Here is an 18,567-nt window from a genome sequence, read left to right as displayed (position 1 = left end):
TAGTATATCTCGCGAAACCCATTGTTGGCAAAATCATCAATTGTTAATTGATATTTGTCAGTTAACCCAGCAGCTTGCTGCAAATAATCCCGATGACAAACAGCAGGTTGGTTAACAGAGCCGCTTTTACCGTTCGTTCCAGCATTGGGCGCATCGCCACCGGCTCGCGCTCGCGCATGACAAACCGCACCTGCTTCACCAGCAGCGGCATTGCGAGGATAAACAGCCAGCCCCACGGGTTGTGCAGAGAAAGCAGATTAAACAGCGCCAGGCACAGCGGAGCGCCGATTAACAGGCAGGCGTGGTAGCGACGGGCGTTGATCGGGCCAAGGCGCACGGCCAGGGTGTTTTTGCCGTTCTCCCGGTCGCTATCGATATCGCGCAGGTTATTGATATTGAGCACCGCCGCCGCGAGCAGGCCGCAGGCCGTTGCAGGCAGGAAGACGCTGGCGGCAATCGTGTGGGCCTGAAGGTACCAGCTTCCGGCCACGCTCAGCCAGCCAAAGAAGACCAGCACCGAAATATCGCCAAGGCCGATATAGCCATACGGGCGGGTGCCGACGGTATAGGTGATTGCCGCGACGATGGCGAGGCTGCCCAGAACCATAAAGCCAATAAAATCGGCCATGGTTTGCCAGGCGGAAAACAGCAGAGCCAGTCCGGAAAGACAAATCAGCACCACGGTGAGGATGAGCGCACGCTTCATCTGCGCCTGGCTGATCGCCCCTTTTTGCATACCGCGCAGCGGGCCTATGCGATCGGGCTTGTCGCTGCCCTTTACCGCATCGCCGTAATCGTTCGCCAGATTAGATAAAATTTGCAGCAGACCGGCGGTAATCAGCGCCAGCAGAGCCACCCAGGGATCGAAATGACCCTGGTGCCAGGCAAGCGTCGTGCCGACAACGATGGCGGCAAAGGCCAGAGGCAGCGTTTTTGGGCGCAGGCTTTCCAGCCAGGCCTGGGTGCGGTTTATCGGTTGTTCAGTCATGGTTCCCGGCCAAAAAAATGGGGCTATACACGTCATCCTTCAAATTGCCTCTTTGTTGGCTTCGCCCGCTCACCCCGGTCACTTACTTGAGTAAGCTCCCGGGGATTCTCAGGCTAGCCGCCTTGACGCAGCTTGAATGATTTAGTGTATCTATAGCCCCATCGATTGTGATGAAAATACATTGAACCGGATTATAGGATAAAACGACTCAGATCTTCATCTGCCACCAGAACATCGAGATGTTTACCGACATATTCAGCATCAATAGTGATGCTCTGGCCGTTCATTTCGCTGGCATCGTAGGAGATATCTTCAATCAGACGCTCCAGGACGGTGTGCAGACGGCGCGCGCCGATGTTCTCGGTGGTTTCGTTGACCTGCCATGCCGCCTGAGCGATACGCTTGATGCCGTCTTGCGTAAACTCAATGCTCACGCCTTCGGTGGCCATCAGCGCCTTATACTGTACGGTAATCGAGGCGTTCGGCTCGGTCAGGATGCGCTCGAAATCTTCGGTGGTCAGTGCTTTCAGCTCGACGCGAATCGGCAGACGACCCTGCAGTTCAGGGATCAGATCTGACGGACTGGCCACCTGGAATGCGCCGGAGGCGATAAACAGGATGTGGTCAGTTTTCACCATGCCGTGCTTGGTTGAGACGGTACAGCCTTCAACCAGCGGCAGCAGATCGCGCTGGACGCCTTCACGAGACACGTCCGGGCCGGAGCTATTGCCGCCGCGCTTACAGATTTTGTCGATCTCGTCGATAAATACGATACCGTGCTGCTCGACCGCGTCGATAGCGTCCTGCTTCAGCTCTTCCGGGTTAACCAGCTTGGCCGCTTCTTCTTCAATCAGCAGCTTCATCGCGTCTTTGATTTTCAGCTTGCGCGGCTTTTGCTTCTGCCCGCCCAGGTTCTGGAACATGGACTGCAGCTGGCTGGTCATCTCTTCCATGCCCGGAGGGGACATGATCTCTACGCCCATCGGCGCAGCGGCAAGGTCAATCTCGATTTCTTTATCGTCGAGCTGGCCTTCGCGCAGCTTTTTGCGGAACGCCTGACGCGCCGCGGACGGCTCCTGATTTTGCTCAGCCTGGCCCCAGTTATTTTTCGCCGGTGGGATCAGCACGTCAAGAATGCGCTCTTCCGCCAGCTCTTCCGCACGGTAGCGGTTTTTATCTATGGACTGCATGCGGACCATTTTGATCGCCGCATCGGTCAGATCGCGGATGATGGAATCCACTTCTTTACCGACATAGCCCACTTCGGTGAATTTGGTCGCTTCCACTTTGATGAACGGCGCGTTGGCCAGCTTCGCCAGGCGACGCGCGATTTCGGTTTTACCGACGCCGGTTGGGCCGATCATCAGAATGTTTTTCGGCGTAACTTCATGGCGCAGCTCTTCGCTAAGCTGCATGCGGCGCCAGCGGTTACGCAGGGCGATAGCGACAGAACGCTTAGCGGCGTCCTGACCAATAATATGTTTGTCCAGTTCGCTGACAATTTCGCGTGGGGTCATTTCAGACATGGGAGATCCTTACGCTTTAGAGGCTAATTCTTCGATGGTGTGGAAATGGTTGGTATAAATGCAGATATCGCCTGCAATATTCAACGCCTTCTCTGCGATGTCGCGAGCGCCCATATCGGTATTTTCCAGCAGAGCGCGAGCAGCGGCCTGGGCGTAGGGACCACCGGAGCCGATAGCAATTAAATCATTTTCTGGCTGCACCACGTCACCGTTACCGGTGATGATCAGGGACGAGTTCTCATCCGCAACCGCCAGCAGCGCTTCCAGCTTGCGCAGCATGCGATCGGTACGCCAGTCCTTCGCCAGCTCAACGGCGGCTTTGACCAGATGGCCCTGGTGCATTTCCAGTTTACGTTCAAACAGTTCAAACAGCGTAAAGGCGTCTGCGGTGCCGCCGGCGAAGCCCGCAATCACTTTGTCATTGTAGAGACGGCGGACTTTTTTCACGTTGCCTTTCATTACGGTGTTGCCCAGCGTGGCCTGGCCATCACCGGCAATAACCACATGGCCGTTACGGCGAACACTAACTATTGTTGTCACGAGCAGACCCCTTGGTTACAAAAGCGGAATAGGGGCCCCGCGCTTTACGCGGGGCGGAATGCAATTATAGATGGGGGGGATTTTGAGGGTTTCAACCCCTGGCGGCGAGACGAATGCAGTTTGCATGCCCGGCCATTTTCAGGCGACCGATCATGTCGTTGGCATTTTCCTTGCCTTTCAGCGGCCCAATGACCACGCGATTCCAGCCGTTGTTGGTGGTGATGTGCGAGGCAAAGCCTTCAAAGGCCAGCTGCGCACGGACGGTTTCCGCCTGTTCAGCCCCTTTAAAGGAGCCGCACTGGATCATCCAGCTGCGATCGTCTTTCTTCTCGGCTGCGGCTTTTGGCGCCTCTTCAACTCGCGCAACCGGCGCGGCCGCCTGCGTTTTAGGCGCGGTTGCGGTATGCGCTGGCGTCTGCAGCAGATCCTGATACGGCTGCGGCGCTGCCGTTTGTTTCGGCTGCTGTACCGGCTTCGGCTGCTGTACCGGCTGTTCTGCAACCCGCTGCTGTGCGCGCGGCTGCTGCACCGGCGCCTGCTGCTGGGTTTGCGCCCACTGCTGCTGCTGTACCTGCTGCTGAGCCAGGCGCTGACGCTGCAGCGTCTGCTGGCGCTGCGCCGGGGTCTGTTCGTTCCACGGCACTTCGGTCAGCTGGGTCGGCTGCTGGCGCATATCGGCCTGCATCTGTGCCAGCAGCTGGCGCTGTTCGTTGGTCAGCTGTTCAGGCTTCATCACTTCGCCGCCGGCCGTCGGTTCGGTTGGCGCACGTACGCCAGGCTGACGGCTTTCCAGCTCTTTAATATAGCGCCAGCGCTCCTCCGGTTTCGGCGGTAGGCCGTTACCTGCCGCCTGGCGGTTTTGCAGCGCTTCAGCTTCTTCTTTTTTGTGGTGCGTGATGAAGTACAGTCCACCGATAAAGGCCACCAGCACGGCCGCCGCGATTGCCACCATAGTAGGTGAAACAGCAGAAAGGCCGCTTTGCTTGTTCCTTGAGCTTCGGGTGTTGCTCTTTTTGCGCCGCGAAGAAGCCGGTTGGCTGCGGCGTACATAATCTCGTTGTGCCACTATCGTTTCGCTGTCTTATTCATTCGTCAGCCCGCCATGTTACTTAAGCGGCGGGCCTTTGACCAGAAGAGCAGGCCCGAAAGCCTGATGGTTATGCTCTGATTTTTCGCGTACTGCCGCGAACGATCAGCTCGCAGTCAAGCAGTCGCGAGCCGCTGCTGACGCTGTGACCGTGCAGCTGGTCCAGCAATAGCAGCATCGCTTCGCGGCCGATATCAAAGCGCGGTTGCGCAACGGTCGTCAATGGCGGATCGCAAAATTCAGACAAAGAGATGTTATCGAAACCAATAATAGACAAATCGTCAGGAATTTTCAGGCCACGGCGTTTTGCCAGTGACAGAGCCCCCAGCGCCATAATATCGCTGTGGCAAAACACCGCCGTTGGCGGCACGGGCAGCGATAAAAGCTGCTCGAGGGCGTTAGAGCCGGCTTCATAGGTAAAATTACCGCGGGCAATATACTGCGGCTCGACGGTTATCCCGCTGCGGCGCAGCGCCTGGACGTAACCCTGCAGACGGTAGTGGCACAGCGGCATCTCTTCCGGACCGGCGATACAGCCTATACGCTTGTGCCCCAGCTCGTGCAGGTAGTTGACGGCGTTGAACGCGGCGGTGAGGTTGTCGATATGCACCGTGGGCAGCTCGAGCTCTGGCGCAAACTCGTTTGCCATCACCATCGGCGGCAGATTGCGCTGCTCCTCTACGCCGGCATCGAACGGCAGGCGGGAGCCGAGCAGCAGCATGCCGTCGATCTGCTTGGTAATAATCAGGTCGATAAAGGTTTTTTCCTGACGGTTTTGATGGGCGCAGTCGCCGATCAGCACCAGGTACCCCTGTTCCGCCGCGGTGATTTCGATACCGCGGATGATTTCACTGAAAAAGGGATCGCAAATATCCGGCACAATCACCAGAATCGTGCGCGATTCGTTGCGTTTCATATTTCGCCCGAGCGACTGCGGCAAATAGCCGACTTCAAGCGCCGCCTGCTCTACCCGGTTGCGGGTCGTTTGTGAAACCTTATCGGGATTCATTAACGCTCGGGATACGGTTGCCGTTGAAACGTTAGCCTTCAGGGCGACGTCTTTCATCGTGGCGGCAACCACCTGTTTTTTGGGCTTCACCTGTTTTCTCCTCGCTGGCTGGCGCAGACACATCCCTGGTGATCTGACATCAACAACATTTTTAGCAGATAGTCGCTGCATAGAGTTACAGAATTTTCATGAAAAACGTGATGAGCATTGAATTTTTTCGATCCGCCTCGCAGGAGAAGGCTTAACCTTCAATAGGATCGACGTCCAGCATCCACTTCACCTTGCGCGCTTCCGGCAGCGTATTGATCAGCGCCAGCGTGCCGCTGACGATGTGCTGCAGGCGAGTGCGCGACGGGTGCTGCAGCAGGATCTGCCAGCGCCAGCGGCCTCCGCGCTTTGGCGCCAGCGCCGGAACCGGGCCAAGCACCCACAGCTTATCGTCGGCCAGCGGGCTGGCCTGCAGCAGGTTACGCAGCTGCTGTAGGAACAGCGGGGCCTGCTGGTTGTTGTGGTCTTCCGCACGAATCAGCACGTGGCTGGTCCACGGCGGCAGCTGCATCGCCTGGCGTTCGGAGAGCGCCTGATCCGCGAAGGCGTCATAGCCTTTATATAACAGCGTTTGCAGCAGCGGATGCTCAGGATGGTGGGTCTGGAGGATAACCTCGCCCTGTTTCCCGGCGCGGCCCGCGCGGCCGGATACCTGGGTGTAGAGCTGGGCGAAGCGCTCCGCCGAGCGGAAATCGGCGGAAAACAGCGCCCCGTCGACGTCGAGCAGTGAGACCAGGGTGACGTCCGGAAAGTGGTGACCTTTTGCCAGCATCTGGGTGCCAATCAGAATACGCGCCCCGCCGCGATGAATATCGGAGAGATGCTGCTCAAGCGCCCCTTTTCGGCTGGTCGTATCCCGGTCAACGCGGGATATTGGCACTTCAGGAAACAGCGGCGCCAGCGCCTGCTCCAGCTGCTCCGTGCCGAGCCCTACCGGCACCAGATGCGTCGAGCCGCAGGAAGGGCACTGACGCGGTATAGGCCGCTGGCTGTCGCAGTGGTGGCAGCGCAGATGATGCTGCGCCTGGTGCAGGGTGTAATAGCTGTCGCAGCGCGGGCATTCGGCAATCCAGCCGCAGTCATGGCACAGCAGCGCCGGGGCGAAGCCGCGACGGTTTAAAAACAGGATGACCTGATTATCGGCCTGCAGGTGCTGACGCATCCGGGCAATAAGCGCCGGAGAGAGCCCTGCCTGCAGCTGCTGGCCTTTTAAATCCAGCACGTGCTGCTGGGCTGGGCGGGCGTTACCCGCGCGCCTGGTCAGCTTGAGCTGGCGATATTTGCCCTGGCGAACGTTGTGTAACGTCTCCAGCGCCGGGGTGGCCGAGCCGAGAATAATCGGGATTTGCTCGCTATGGGCGCGCCACACCGCGAGGTCGCGGGCGTGATAGCGCCAGCCTTCCTGCTGCTTATAGGAGCTGTCGTGCTCTTCATCAATCACGATCACCCCGAGGTCTTTAAACGGGGTAAATAGCGACGAGCGGGTGCCGATAACTATCGCCGCCTCGCCGTTTTTGGCTTTCAGCCACGCCGAGAGGCGTTCGCTATCGTTAAGTCCGGAGTGCAGGACCTCAACGGGAGCGTTAAAGCGCTCGCGAAAGCGGGCGATGGTTTGCGGCGTCAGGCCGATTTCCGGCACCATCACCAGCGCCTGGCGACCCTGCGCCAGCACGTTTTCCAGCACGCTCAGATAAACTTCGGTTTTCCCCGAGCCGGTGATCCCCGCCAGCAGCCAGGTGGAAAAGCGGTCAGCGGCGCTGTGGATCGCCCCGACGGCGGTGGCCTGCTCGGTATTCAGGCGCAGCCGCTCTCCGGGGACGGTGAAGTTCGTCCGCCAGTCGGTGATGGCCGGCGCTTCGTTTGCCAGCTCGCAGAGCCCTTTCCCGCGCAGCGCCTGCAGCGCCGCATCGCTGAACTCCAGCTCCGCCACCTGATGACGCCAGATTTTTCCCTGACGCAGCGCGGCCAGGGCCTGCTGCTGCTTTGGTGAACGCTTGAGGCCGTTGATGTCTACCGCCTGGCCCTGCTCGGTGGCGAACCAGTACCACTGCGGCGTCGCGCTGGCCGGCTTTCCCTGGCGCAGGGCGATGGGGAGGGCGTGAAACAGCACGTCGCCAATCGGGTGATGATAATAGTCGGCCGCCCACAGCAGCAGCCGCCAGATAGAGGAAGAAAAGACCGGCTCGGCGTCCAGCGCTTCGGCGACCGGCTTGAGCCCATCCAGCGGCAGCTCGCTGCGTTCGCTAATCGCGGTGACAATGCCGATGCGCTCCTGTTTACCGAACGGCACGCGCACGCGACAGCCCGCTTTGACCGTGATGCCTTCAGGGAGCAAATAGTCAAAGGTGCGGGGCAGCGGAACGGGCAGGGCTACGTGGGCGACGGGCATGTCATCTTCCTGACTTGAAATCTGGCCGGTTAGTATACACATTGTGATAAGGGCTCGCGGATCAGTTTGCATCCGTCGGTCAAATTCTGTATGATTCGCCGCCTTTGGTGTGCTTCGTGCAGTGCCAAAGCCTATACTATTACCCATGAGTTCCGCACGGCGGAAAGTCTACGGGAAATTATTAACATCGCGTGGTGTCTGGCGTTAGGGCTGGAAGAGCGACGCGGCCTTAACTGAGGTTCTCCCATGAAAAAAGATATTCACCCGAAATACGAAGAAGTTACTGCTAACTGCTCTTGCGGTAACGTCATGAAAATCCGCTCTACCGTTGGTCACGACCTGAACCTCGACGTGTGCGGTAAATGCCACCCGTTCTACACTGGCAAGCAGCGTGATGTTGCTACCGGTGGCCGCGTTGACCGCTTCAACAAGCGCTTCAGCGTACCGGGCACCAGCAAGTAAGTTGCCGGAAGCCAGAAGAAAAAGCCGCCTCAGGGCGGCTTTTTTGTTTCTCTCGCCGTCAAACGCGGAGAAATAAAAAAGGGCAGAAGCTTTCTTCTGCCCTTTTTTATTGGCTTAGTATTCCCACGTATCCGGGTCGATGCCCATCTCACGCATAATCTGTTTCGCCGCTTCCGGAATTTCATCACTGCGTTCTTTACGCAGGTCTTCATCGTTAGGCAACGGTTGACCGGTAAATGCATGCAGGAACGCTTCACACAGCAGCTCGCTGTTGGTGGCGTGACGCAGGTTGTTGACCTGACGACGCGTGCGTTCATCTGTGAGGATCTTTAACACCTTCAGAGGAATGGAAACCGTAATTTTTTTTACTTGCTCACTCTTCTTACCGTGCTCAGCGTATGGGCTGATATATTCGCCGCTCCATTCAGCCATGAGATACCTTTAATCCTCTAGTCATTAGTTAAGGGCCTGAATCTTGAGTCCGGGCCATAATCGCGCGTAGTTTACCGCATGAGTCGTCTTTCTGACATGAGATAAGCCGATACGGATGTGCGCTAATGCATATAATTTTAACGGCTATTTCCTGTTTGCTCAATCTATACGCAAAGAAGTTTAGATGTCCAGATGTATTGACGTCTATTGTGACAATGATTACTCTGGAGTCTGACATTTCACCGATTCAGCCCAGGAACTGCCCAACATGACGCGTAAACAGGCCACCATCGCAGTGCGTAGCGGTTTAAATGACGACGAACAGTACGGTTGCGTTGTCCCGCCGATCCACCTTTCCAGCACCTATAACTTCACCGGCTTTAACGAACCTCGTGCCCATGACTATTCCCGTCGCGGTAACCCAACGCGTGACGTGGTACAGCGCGCCCTGGCGGAGCTGGAAGGCGGCGCGGGCGCGGTTCTGACCAATACCGGCATGTCGGCTATTCTGCTGGTGACCACCGTTTACCTCAAGCCGGGCGATCTGCTGGTGGCGCCGCACGACTGCTACGGCGGCAGCTATCGTCTGTTTGATAGCCTGGCGAAACGCGGCTGCTACCGCGTGCTGTTTGTCGATCAAAACGATGAGCAGGCGCTGAACGCCGCGCTGGCGGAAAAACCGAAGCTGGTATTGGTTGAAAGCCCAAGTAATCCATTGCTGAGAGTGGTGGATATTGCGAAAATCTGCACGCTGGCGCGTGAAGCGGGTGCGGTGAGCGTGGTGGATAACACCTTCCTGAGCCCGGCACTGCAAAATCCGCTGGCGCTGGGAGCCGATCTGGTGTTGCATTCGTGCACCAAATACCTGAACGGCCACTCAGACGTTGTCGCCGGCGTGGTGATTGCCAAAGATCCGCAGACTGTCACCGAACTGGCATGGTGGGCGAATAATATTGGCGTCACCGGCGGGGCCTTCGATAGCTACCTGCTGCTGCGCGGTCTGCGTACGCTTTCCCCGCGTATGGAGGTGGCCCAGCGCAACGCGCAGGCGATCGTCGACTATCTGAAAACCCAGCCGCTGGTGAAAAAACTGTATCATCCATCTCTGCCGGAAAATCAGGGGCATGAGATTGCTGCGCGTCAGCAAAAAGGTTTTGGTGCGATGTTAAGCTTCGAGCTGGATGGCGATGAGCAGACGCTGCGTCGTTTCCTGAGCGGATTATCGCTATTTACGCTGGCGGAGTCGCTGGGGGGCGTAGAAAGTCTGATTTCTCACGCTGCGACGATGACCCACGCAGGCATGGCGCCTGAAGCGCGCGCGGCTGCGGGGATCTCAGAAACGCTTCTGCGTATTTCGACCGGTATTGAAGATGGTGAAGATTTAATTGCCGACCTGGAAAATGGCTTCCGGGCAGCAAACGAGGAATAAACATGAGTGTGATTGCGCAGGCAGGGGCGAAGGGTCGTCAGCTGCACAAATTTGGTGGGAGTAGTTTAGCGGATGCGAAATGTTACCTGCGCGTCGCGGGGATCATGACGGAATACTCGCAGGCAGGCGACATGATGGTTGTCTCCGCCGCCGGCAGCACCACCAACCAGCTGATTAGCTGGCTGAAGCTCAGCCAGACCGATCGCCTCTCTGCGCATCAGGTACAGCAGTCGCTGCGCCGTTATCAGATGGAGCTGATCTCCGGCCTGCTGTCGGCAGACGCTGCCGACACGCTCATTACGACCTTTGTTCACGACCTTGAACGACTGGCGGGTCTGCTGGATAGCGGCGTCACCGATGCGGTATACGCTGAAGTGGTTGGCCACGGCGAAGTCTGGTCCGCGCGCCTGATGGCCGCGGTCCTCAACCAGCTGGGGCTGGAAGCCGCGTGGCTTGATGCGCGCAGCTTCCTGCGCGCCGAGCGTTCGGCGCAGCCGCAGGTGGATGAAGGTTTATCCTATCCGCTGCTGCAGCAGCTCATGGCGCAGCATCCGAACAAACGTCTGGTGGTGACCGGCTTTATCTCGCGTAACAACGCCGGAGAAACCGTGCTGCTGGGCCGTAACGGCTCCGACTATTCCGCCACCCAGATCGGCGCTCTGGCCGGCGCCTCACGCGTCACTATCTGGAGCGACGTTGCCGGGGTTTACAGCGCCGACCCGCGTAAAGTGAAGGATGCCTGCCTGCTGCCGCTGCTGCGCCTGGATGAAGCTAGCGAGCTGGCTCGCCTGGCGGCGCCGGTGCTGCACGCGCGTACGCTCCAGCCGGTCTCCGGCAGCGATATCGACCTGCAACTGCGCTGTAGCTACACCCCTGAGCAGGGTTCTACGCGTATTGAACGCGTTCTGGCTTCCGGGACCGGGGCGCGGATTGTCACCAGCCATGACGACGTGTGCCTGATTGAGTTCCAGGTGCCCGCGGGCCAGGATTTCAAGCTGGCGCACAAGGAGCTGGACCTTATCTTTAAACGCGCCCAGCTGCGCCCGCTGGCCGTTGGCGTGCACGCCGACCGCAGGCTGCTGCAGTTCTGCTATACCGCCGAAGTGGCGGACAGCGCGCTGCGGCTGCTCGATGAAGCCGGTTTGCCTGGCGAGCTGCGTTTACGTCAGAAGCTGGCGCTGGTGGCGATGGTTGGCGCGGGCGTTACCCGCAATCCGCTGCACTGCCACCGCTTCTGGCAGCAGCTGAAAGGGCAGCCGGTTGAGTTTACCTGGCAGTCTGAAGAGGGGATTAGCCTGGTTGCCGTGCTGCGCGCGGGCCCAACCGAAAGCCTGATTCAGGGCCTGCACCAGTCGCTGTTCCGCGCGGAAAAGCGCATCGGCCTGGTGCTGTTTGGCAAAGGCAATATCGGTTCCCGCTGGCTGGAGCTGTTTGCGCGTGAGCAAACCACGCTTTCTGCCCGCACCGGCTTTGAGTTTGTTCTCGCCGGGGTGGTGGATAGCCGCCGCAGCCTGCTGAATTACGAAGGGCTGGACGCCAGCCGCGCGCTGGCTTTCTTCCATGATGAGGCCGTTGAGCAGGATGAAGAATCGCTGTTCCTGTGGATGCGTGCCCACCCGTACGACGATTTAGTGGTGCTGGACGTGACCGCCAGCGCGCAGCTGGCGGATCAGTATCTTGATTTTGCCAGCCACGGTTTTCACGTGATCAGCGCCAATAAGCTGGCCGGGGCCAGCAGCAGCGATAAATACCGTCAGATCCACGACGCGTTTGAGAAAACGGGGCGTCATTGGCTCTACAACGCCACCGTTGGCGCCGGGCTGCCGGTAAACCACACGGTGCGTGACCTGATCGACAGCGGCGATACCATTCTGGCGCTGAGCGGTATTTTCTCCGGGACGCTCTCCTGGCTGTTCCTGCAGTTTGACGGGACGGTGCCGTTTACCGATCTGGTCGATCAGGCATGGCAGCAGGGGTTAACTGAACCGGATCCGCGCGTTGACCTTTCGGGCAAAGACGTGATGCGCAAGCTGGTGATCCTCGCGCGTGAGGCGGGCTATGATATCGAGCCTGACCAGGTGCGCGTGGAATCGCTGGTGCCGGCGCACTGCGAAGAGGGTTCCGTCGATCACTTCTTTGAGAATGGCGACGAGCTGAACGAGCAGATGCTGCAGCGCCTTGAGGCCGCCCGTGAAATGGGCCTGGTGCTGCGCTACGTTGCGCGTTTTGACGCCAACGGCAAGGCGCGCGTCGGCGTTGAGGCCGTGCGCCAGGAGCATCCGCTGGCGGCGCTGCTGCCGTGCGATAACGTCTTCGCTATCGACAGCCGCTGGTATCGTGATAATCCGCTGGTGATCCGCGGCCCGGGCGCCGGGCGTGATGTGACCGCCGGCGCGATTCAATCGGATATTAATCGCCTGGCACAGCTGCTGTAATCTCCCTGTCTGAGAGACCGGACGCCCGTCCGGTCTCTTTTGCCGCTAGCGCCCGGCGAACACCTCTTTGGCGGCAAACAGCCCGTTGAGGGCGGCCGGGAATCCGGCATACACCGCCATCTGCACGATCACTTCAACGATCTCTTCCTGCGTCAGGCCGACGTGTAGCCCGGCTGCGATGTGCACCTTCAGCTGCGGGGCGGCGTTGCCCATGGCGGTCAGGGCGGCAATGGTGGCGATCTCTCGACTGCGCAAATCGAGCCCGGGCCTGGCGTAAATATCGCCAAAAGGGAACTCAATCAAATAGCGGGCAAAATCAGGGGCGATGTCGCTCAGGCTGTTAACGACGGCTTCGCCGCCCTTACCGTCAACGCGCTGCAGCATCTCCAGGCCGGTAGTAAAACGTTCTGAAGTCACGATCTTTCCTCATAATGTGGGGTGTGATGAGGAGATTAAGAAAGTTTGCCGGGCTTGAGTAATACCCTTTTCGTGATACCTTTTCGGTATGACAAATTCACGCCTCTATTCTCTGGATCTTCGTCTGCTGCGCTATTTTGCCGTGGTCGCGGAGGAGAACAATATTAGCCGGGCGGCGCAGCGCCTGTTTATTTCGCAGCCGCCGCTTAGCCGTCATATCCGTCACCTGGAAGAACAGCTGGGAACCGCGCTATTCGTGCGCCATACCCGGGGCCTGATCCTCACGGAGGAGGGACAGCGGGTGCTGGATATCATTCGCCCTCTGCTGGCGCTACAGGAGCAAACCTTAACCGCGCTGGGCCAGCTCTCCGATAGCGGGCAGCCGCCGCTGCGGATCGGGCTGACGACCGCCTTTGAGCAGGGCGTGTTTACCGCTGCCGAAGCCGCGTTAAGGGAGAGTGGCCGCCCTTTGCAGATGAGCCGTCACGGCTCGCCATCCCTCGCGCAGCAGGTGCGCAAGGGCCGGCTGGATGCGGCTCTGGTGGCGCTCCCCCTTGATGCCAGCGGGCTGGTTCTGTCCCCCTTGCCCTATCAGGAGCCGCTGATCGCTGCGCTGCCGGCATCCTGGCCGGAATCCAGCGTCTCCGGGCTGGCCCTCAGGGCCTTTAACCATCGGCCGCTGTTTTGGTTTAAACGCGAGCGCAATCCGGCATTTTTTGACTACACCCGACGGATGTTTGAACGGGCGGGGTATACGCCTGCCTACGTGGAAGAGCCTGCGGAGCATGACGTTCTGCTGGCCCGCATCGCGCGTGGGGAAGGGATGATTTTGCTGCCGGCATCCTTTGCCGCTATTCAGCGTCAGGGGGTAGTCTTTTATCCGCTGGATGAGGCCTGCCTGCATTTTCCGCTGGCGTTGGGCGTGGCCACGCTGCCGCAGAATGACGCTTTGCGCGCGTGGCTGCTCCCCTTGCTTGAGGAATCATTCGCTTAGCGCCGAACCCTGTGGCGTTTAGCATAAACGATGTGAATCATTTTCATCTTCTCTGAATATTCCTCACTCTTTACGCTGATTTTTCTATTGACGCCCGGGCTCTTTTCCGTCATTTTTACATCTGGACGTCTAAACGTATAGAAGTTCGCAACACGACAAACAATAAAATGCGATTGATGAGGTAAGGTATGAGCTTTTTTCACGCCAATCAGCGGGAAGCCCTGAATCAGAGCCTGGCAGAAGTGCAGGGCCAGATTAATGTGTCTTTTGAATTCTTTCCGCCGCGGACCAGTGAAATGGAGCAAACCCTGTGGAAATCCATCGATCGCTTAAGCAGCCTGAAGCCAAAATTTGTTTCGGTGACCTACGGCGCTAACTCCGGTGAACGCGACCGTACCCACAGCATCATCAAAGGCATCAAAGAGCGCACGGGTCTTGAAGCGGCACCGCACCTGACCTGTATCGACGCCAGCCGCGATGAGCTGCGCACGATTGCTCAGGATTACTGGAACAACGGGATCCGCCATATCGTCGCCCTGCGCGGCGACCTGCCGCCGGGCAGCGGTAAGCCGGATATGTATGCCGCGGACCTGGTGACGCTGCTGAAAGAAGTGGGCGATTTTGATATCTCCGTGGCGGCCTACCCGGAAGTGCACCCGGAAGCGAAAAGCGCCCAGGCGGATCTGCTGAACCTGAAGCGTAAGGTTGAGGCCGGCGCTAACCGGGCGATCACCCAGTTCTTCTTTGATGTTGAAAGCTACCTGCGCTTTCGCGATCGCTGCGTCTCCGCGGGAATTGATGTCGAAATTATCCCGGGCATCCTGCCGGTATCCAACTTCAAGCAGGCGAAGAAATTTGCTGATATGACCAACGTGCGTATTCCAACGTGGATGTCGAAAATGTTTGAAGGTCTGGATAATGATGCGGAAACTCGCCAGCTGGTGGGGGCGAACATCGCCATGGACATGGTCAAAATTTTAAGCCGCGAAGGGGTGAAGGATTTCCACTTTTACACCTTAAACCGCGCGGAGATGAGCTACGCGATTTGCCACACCCTGGGCGTGCGCCCGGCGGTGTAAAAAAATGGCCCTCTTCGAGGGCCATTTTTATTTATTCCCACTCCTCCAGAAAACGTTGACCGTACTGGTCGGCGACCAGCAGCGCGGCGTACACCTGATCCGCCGTGGCTCCGCCAGGCATGTTATGGATAGTTTCTCCCTCCGCGCAGGCGGCTTCGGCGACGATGCGCATTTTACCCGGAATATCCTCTTTGATATCCAGCTGGGCCAGGGTGAGCGGCAGGCCCACGCTGTGACACAGCGCGGCGGCGGTTTCAATCTCTTCTACCGGCGCGTTTTCCAGCACCAGCTGCGTCAGCGTGCCGAAGGCGACCTTCTCACCGTGATAGTAATGATGGGCGTCCGGCAGGGCGGTCAGGCCGTTGTGGATCGCATGTGCGGCTGCCAGGCCGCCGCTTTCAAAGCCGACGCCGCTGAGGTAGGTGTTGGCCTCGATCACTTTTTCCAGCGCCGGCGTGACAACATGCTGCTCCGCCGCTAGCATCGCCTTTTCTCCCTCTTCAATCAGCGTGTGGTAGCACAGTTCAGCCAGCGCCAGCGCCGCCTGGGTGCATTTCCCGCCGGCCATGGTGGTAGCGCCGCTGCGTGAACAGGCGCGGGCTTCAAACCAGGTGGCCAGCGCATCGCCGATGCCGGCTGCCAGCAGGCGCGCCGGAGCGCCGGCAACAATCTGGGTATCAACAATGACCATATTTGGGTTGCGCGGCAGCATCAGATAGCTGTCGAACTCGCCCTCGTCGGTATAGATAACCGAGAGCGCGCTGCAGGGGGCGTCGGTGGAGGCGATGGTGGGGGCAATTACCACCGGTAGATTCATAAAATGTGCTAATGCTTTTGCGGTATCCAGCGTTTTTCCGCCGCCGATACCCAGTACGGCATTGCAGCGGGCTGAGCCTGCGATATCACGCAAGCGATTGATTTCATTATGCGAGCATTCGCCACCGAACGGGGCAATTTCGGCGACCAGGCCGGCTTCGGTCAGGCTTTGACGCAGCTTTTCTTCGGCAAAGCCCAGCACAAACTTGTCGCCAACGATAAGCCAGCGCTCGGCCAGCGGTTTGAGATAGCCGCCGAGGCGGGTGATAGCATTTGCACCCTGAATGTATTTGCCTGGCGATTGAATAATGCGATCCATTTCTATTCCTCCTGGATGATCGCGATACCGCCCGCGGGCGGTTCGCCGATCGGGTTACAGGTTCAGATTTCCAAAAGCGCTATTCCAGTCTTGCTCAAACTTCTCTATTGCTGACTCTACCGCGGGCGTGCCGAGCATTTGTTGCGCTACGTCTAAAGGAAGGGTGATAGCTTCACATCCGGCCAGCAGGCAGTCGAGCGCCTGACGCGGAGTTTTAAAGCTGGCCGCCAGCACCTTGCTGCCCGGCGCGTGCAGCTCCAGCAGGGTTTGCAGCTCCTGTACCATGCGGATGCCGTCGCCGCCCTGGGCGTCAACGCGGTTGACGTAAGGCGCGACGTATTTTGCCCCGGCCAGCGCCGCCAGCAGACCCTGAGAGGCGCTGTAGACCGCGGTACCGAGCGTGGTGATGCCCTCTTTTTTCAGCAGCTTTATCGCGGCGAGGCCTTCGGCGGTGACCGGGATTTTTACCACAATGCCGGGTATGGCGTTACTCAGGCGTTTTGCCTCTTCAACCATGCCCTGCGCGTCGCGGCTCATGGTCTGGGCAAAGAGGATCCCATCCGGGCCAACGGCTTTTTGCAGGCGGGGCAGAACGTCCCAAACCGGCGTTTTTCCCGCGGCGATGATGCTCGGATTGGTGGTTACCCCGGCCAGCGGGTAGATGCGTGCCAGGCGTTCAACTTCTGCTACGTTCGCGGTGTCCAGATAGAGTTCCATAACCTTTCCTCAATGCGTAATTCAGTGACGTTGAGATAAGGATACGGCCTGGGCCCGGCGGGTCGCCAGATGACAAATTTGCCAAAAACTGGATAAATGTACGCATTGCGGGTAACAGTGATTTAGATCACGTTTATTCGCCGCTGCCTGGCATATCGGGAGAGAATCGGGGCGTGGTTGCTATAACGAACTTACAAAAATCTAGTTTTCCGTCGGCGGATGCTTTTCCGTCAGCTGGCTATGATACTGGCGACGATATTCTGACGGCGAGCGTTCGGTATTTTTACGAAACAGGCGGCAGAAGTAGTTACTGTCGGCAAAACCGCAGGCGTGGGCGACATCCTTAACCTTCATATCGTGGCCTTTTAGCAGCATTCGGGCCTGCTCGAGACGCACGTGGTTCAGGTATTCGTTAAAGCCCATCGGTCCGCATTTCTGAAACAGATGAGAGAGATAGTTGGGGGAGAGATAGAACGCCTCGGCGACCGACTCGCGGGTTAAGGGTTCGGCGAAGCGGGCATCGATATATTTTCGGATGGCTTCAAACAGCGCCTGGCTGCGGGAAGCGGTTTGCACCTGGCTGCCGAGGAGATCGGCGCAGTGGCTGAGCAGGCCGATCGCGATGTAGCGCGCGGTTTGCTGCTCCTGCGGCTGCATCTGCATTTCATTGAGCGCCTGCAGCAGAAAGGAGCCCACGCGAGGGCCGCGGCGCGGCGCCTGCACTCTCTCTTCAATATGCAGCGTCTCGCCGTCCCAGCGCTGAAGGGTGAACTCAAGCTGCTGCTTGCCAAACTGAATGCTCAACGCGGTGCAGGGCGCCTGCCACTGCGCAAGATCCCAGCCGCCTGCGGGAATATACAGCACATCATAGCGGCAAAGCAGCGCCGGCTCGGCCTTGATGCCGGGATCGCCGCGCTGGCCTTCGAGGATAACGTCGAGGCGCGGAAAATCGACCTGCAGCGCCAGCGCCGAAGTCGGGCGATGTTCGCTGGTAAAGCGAACCTGCCTGATTGCCGTCGGGCCTTTAATTAAAGCATCGATGTGCTGACTGAGATGGCCGTCCATTCCTGCTCCTTAAAAAGCCCCACGTTTTTATCATACCCGACATCGCGGGAAGGGCCAAAGTCGGGCGAATCTGCGCGCATCAGATGTTGCACAACATAAATGTTATGTTATATCGTAACTATCGATTGCAAAAGTTAACTCAGGAGAGAGTGATGACCAGAAAGATACCCGTATTTGCGCTTGGCGTTGGCATGCTGCTGGCCGGTAGCCAGGCTTTTGCTCACGGGAACCACAGCCACGGTCCGGCATTGACCGAGGCGGAAGTTAAGGCGAGCGAAGGTATTTTCGCCGATAAAGACGTTAAGGATCGCCCGTTAAGCGACTGGGATGGTATCTGGCAATCGGTGAATCCGTATCTGCTTAAGGGGGACCTGGATCCGGTGCTGGAGCAGAAGGCTAAAAAAGCGGGAGCGAAAAGCGTCGCCGAGTATCGGGAATATTATAAGAAGGGGTACGCCACCGACGTTGATCAAATTGGGATTGAAGACAACGTGATGGAGTTCCACGTCGGGAAAGAGGTTAACGCCTGTCGGTACGCCTATTCCGGCTATAAGATCCTGCAATATGCTTCCGGCAAGAAGGGCGTGCGCTATTTATTTGAGTGCCAGCAGGCAGACTCGAAAGCGCCGAAATTCGTCCAGTTTAGCGATCACACGATTGGCCCGAGAAAATCCCAGCACTTCCATATCTTTATGGGCAATGATTCGCAGGAGTCCCTGCTGAAAGAGATGGATAACTGGCCGACGTACTACCCTTATGCGCTGCATAAAGAGCAGATTGTTGACGAGATGCTGCACCATTAATAAAAATCCCCG

General features: G+C 58.2%; 17 protein-coding genes. 6 read left to right on the top strand and 11 right to left on the bottom strand.

Translation table 11 applies throughout. The features are described from left to right. Positions 1-61: 61 nt before the first annotated feature. From menA to priA, 6 genes are all read right to left on the bottom strand, one after another. Entirely contained in the window at positions 62-988 is a 927-nt protein-coding gene (gene menA, locus PFH44_RS06540; protein WP_283824605.1) for a 1,4-dihydroxy-2-naphthoate polyprenyltransferase, read from the bottom strand. 191 nt (positions 989-1,179) lie between these two features. Further along, a complete protein-coding gene (hslU, locus tag PFH44_RS06535) occupies positions 1,180-2,514 on the bottom strand; it encodes an HslU--HslV peptidase ATPase subunit (protein ID WP_045853662.1) in 1,335 nt (444 codons plus the stop codon). A 9-nt stretch (positions 2,515-2,523) separates the two neighbouring features. Then, positions 2,524-3,054: an ATP-dependent protease subunit HslV gene (gene hslV / locus PFH44_RS06530; RefSeq protein WP_045853661.1), complete on the bottom strand. Its 531-nt coding sequence runs from the start codon at positions 3,052-3,054 to the stop codon at positions 2,524-2,526. 91 nt (positions 3,055-3,145) lie between these two features. After that, positions 3,146-4,120: a cell division protein FtsN gene (ftsN, locus tag PFH44_RS06525; RefSeq protein WP_283824604.1), complete on the bottom strand. Its 975-nt coding sequence runs from the start codon at positions 4,118-4,120 to the stop codon at positions 3,146-3,148. A gap of 91 nt (positions 4,121-4,211) precedes the next feature. Then, positions 4,212-5,240 carry a DNA-binding transcriptional regulator CytR gene (gene cytR, locus PFH44_RS06520; RefSeq protein WP_041143437.1) on the bottom strand — a complete coding sequence of 343 codons (1,029 nt, stop codon included), beginning with the start codon at positions 5,238-5,240 and terminating at the stop codon, positions 4,212-4,214. Between the two features lie 151 nt (positions 5,241-5,391). Then, positions 5,392-7,587 carry a primosomal protein N' gene (priA, locus tag PFH44_RS06515; RefSeq protein ID WP_283824603.1) on the bottom strand — a complete coding sequence of 732 codons (2,196 nt, stop codon included), beginning with the start codon at positions 7,585-7,587 and terminating at the stop codon, positions 5,392-5,394. A gap of 246 nt (positions 7,588-7,833) precedes the next feature. Here priA and rpmE point away from each other — a divergent pair, with 246 nt between their 5' ends. Continuing rightward, the gene (gene rpmE, locus PFH44_RS06510; protein WP_045853658.1) at positions 7,834-8,049 is read left to right on the top strand and encodes a 50S ribosomal protein L31; all 216 of its coding nucleotides are present in this window, start codon (positions 7,834-7,836) and stop codon (positions 8,047-8,049) included. 114 nt (positions 8,050-8,163) lie between these two features. Here the strand turns inward: rpmE and metJ are convergent, their stop codons facing one another. Then, a complete protein-coding gene (gene metJ, locus PFH44_RS06505) occupies positions 8,164-8,481 on the bottom strand; it encodes a met regulon transcriptional regulator MetJ (RefSeq protein WP_004869405.1) in 318 nt (105 codons plus the stop codon). A gap of 268 nt (positions 8,482-8,749) precedes the next feature. On the opposite strand from metJ, the gene metB reads away from it, so the two are divergent. Continuing rightward, positions 8,750-9,910, top strand: a complete 1,161-nt coding sequence (gene metB / locus PFH44_RS06500) for a cystathionine gamma-synthase (RefSeq protein ID WP_045853657.1) — start codon at positions 8,750-8,752, stop codon at positions 9,908-9,910. A 2-nt stretch (positions 9,911-9,912) separates the two neighbouring features. Then, positions 9,913-12,345 (top strand): bifunctional aspartate kinase/homoserine dehydrogenase II, encoded by a 2,433-nt coding sequence (locus tag PFH44_RS06495; RefSeq protein ID WP_045853656.1) that lies wholly within the window; start codon positions 9,913-9,915, stop codon positions 12,343-12,345. 45 nt (positions 12,346-12,390) lie between these two features. On the opposite strand, the gene PFH44_RS06490 is transcribed toward PFH44_RS06495, so the two are convergent. Then, the gene (locus PFH44_RS06490; protein ID WP_283824602.1) at positions 12,391-12,762 is read right to left on the bottom strand and encodes a carboxymuconolactone decarboxylase family protein; all 372 of its coding nucleotides are present in this window, start codon (positions 12,760-12,762) and stop codon (positions 12,391-12,393) included. A gap of 88 nt (positions 12,763-12,850) precedes the next feature. Between PFH44_RS06490 and PFH44_RS06485 the strand changes: the two genes are divergently transcribed. Then, positions 12,851-13,756, top strand: a complete 906-nt coding sequence (locus tag PFH44_RS06485) for a LysR family transcriptional regulator (protein ID WP_283824601.1) — start codon at positions 12,851-12,853, stop codon at positions 13,754-13,756. A gap of 188 nt (positions 13,757-13,944) precedes the next feature. Beyond that, positions 13,945-14,835, top strand: coding sequence for a methylenetetrahydrofolate reductase (gene metF, locus PFH44_RS06480; protein ID WP_041143444.1), 891 nt, complete (start codon positions 13,945-13,947; stop codon positions 14,833-14,835). A 31-nt stretch (positions 14,836-14,866) separates the two neighbouring features. On the opposite strand, the gene gldA is transcribed toward metF, so the two are convergent. The 3 genes from gldA to PFH44_RS06465 all read right to left on the bottom strand — a co-directional run bounded on the left by gldA (position 14,867) and on the right by PFH44_RS06465 (position 17,752). Next, on the bottom strand, positions 14,867-15,970 hold the full coding sequence (gldA, locus tag PFH44_RS06475) for a bifunctional L-1,2-propanediol dehydrogenase/glycerol dehydrogenase (protein ID WP_045853653.1): 1,104 nt from the start codon (positions 15,968-15,970) through the stop codon (positions 14,867-14,869). A gap of 54 nt (positions 15,971-16,024) precedes the next feature. Next, positions 16,025-16,687, bottom strand: a complete 663-nt coding sequence (gene fsa / locus PFH44_RS06470; RefSeq protein ID WP_041143446.1) for a fructose-6-phosphate aldolase — start codon at positions 16,685-16,687, stop codon at positions 16,025-16,027. 201 nt (positions 16,688-16,888) lie between these two features. Further along, positions 16,889-17,752 carry a helix-turn-helix transcriptional regulator gene (locus PFH44_RS06465; protein ID WP_283824600.1) on the bottom strand — a complete coding sequence of 288 codons (864 nt, stop codon included), beginning with the start codon at positions 17,750-17,752 and terminating at the stop codon, positions 16,889-16,891. A gap of 152 nt (positions 17,753-17,904) precedes the next feature. Between PFH44_RS06465 and zinT the strand changes: the two genes are divergently transcribed. Continuing rightward, the gene (gene zinT, locus PFH44_RS06460) at positions 17,905-18,555 is read left to right on the top strand and encodes a metal-binding protein ZinT (protein WP_041143448.1); all 651 of its coding nucleotides are present in this window, start codon (positions 17,905-17,907) and stop codon (positions 18,553-18,555) included. Positions 18,556-18,567 lie beyond the last annotated feature (12 nt).

It is taken from the genome of Klebsiella sp. Ech2A, assembly GCF_030078455.1.
In the GTDB taxonomy this organism is placed as follows: Bacteria; Pseudomonadota; Gammaproteobacteria; order Enterobacterales; family Enterobacteriaceae; genus Klebsiella; species Klebsiella terrigena.
This window is presented reverse-complemented; position numbering and strand designations above follow the sequence as displayed.